Raw genomic sequence first — 1,134 nt, 5'->3', positions numbered from 1 at the left:
TTTCAGTGGGAGGATGTAAAAGTCAACATTATAGATACGCCAGGCCATATGGATTTTTTGGCGGAAGTATACCGTTCTTTATCCGTATTAGACGGAGCAGTATTATTAGTTTCTGCAAAGGATGGCATACAGGCACAGACCCGTATACTGTTTCATGCACTACAGACAATGAAGATTCCGACAATTTTTTTCATCAATAAAATTGACCAAGAGGGGATTGATTTGCCAATGGTATATCGAGAAATGAAAGCAAAGCTTTCTTCGGAAATTATAGTGAAGCAAAAGGTTGGGCAGCATCCCCATATAAATGTAACGGACAATGACGATATGGAACAGTGGGATGCGGTAATTATGGGAAACGATGAACTATTAGAGAAATATATGTCAGGGAAACCGTTTAAAATGTCAGAACTGGAACAGGAAGAAAACAGGAGATTCCAAAACGGAACGTTATTTCCCGTTTATCACGGAAGCGCTAAAAACAATCTGGGGATTCGGCAGCTTATAGAAGTGATTGCCAGTAAATTTTATTCATCAACGCCTGAAGGTCAATCTGAACTATGCGGGCAGGTTTTTAAGATTGAATATTCAGAGAAAAGGCGGCGTTTTGTTTATGTGCGTATATATAGCGGAACATTGCATTTGAGGGATGTTATTAGAATATCTGAAAAAGAGAAAATAAAAATCACAGAGATGTGTGTTCCGACAAACGGTGAATTATATTCATCCGATACAGCCTGCTCTGGTGATATTGTAATTTTACCAAATGATGTTTTGCAGCTAAACAGTATTTTGGGGAACGGAATACTGTTGCCGCAGAGAAAATTTATTGAAAATCCTCTCCCTATGCTCCAAACAACGATTGCAGTAAAGAAATCTGAACAGCGGGAAATATTGCTTGGGGCACTTACAGAAATTTCAGATGGCGACCCTCTTTTAAAATATTATGTGGATACTACAACGCATGAGATTATACTTTCTTTTTTGGGGAAAGTGCAGATGGAAGTCATTTGTGCCATCCTTGAGGAAAAATATCATGTGGAGGCAGAAATAAAAGAGCCTACTGTTATATATATGGAAAGACCGCTTAGAAAAGCAGAATATACCATCCACATAGAAGTCCCGCCAAATCCT

1 pseudogene is annotated in these 1,134 nt (G+C 38.6%); it reads left to right on the top strand.

The features are described 5' to 3' along the window. A pseudogene (gene tet(O), locus PGW42_RS15775) lies at positions 1 to 1,134 on the top strand (tetracycline resistance ribosomal protection protein Tet(O)); the annotation flags it as partial.

It is taken from the genome of Coprococcus sp. TM115-187 (genome assembly GCF_027679115.1).
GTDB lineage: Bacteria > Bacillota > Clostridia > Lachnospirales > Lachnospiraceae > Allocoprococcus > Allocoprococcus comes.
This window is presented reverse-complemented; position numbering and strand designations above follow the sequence as displayed.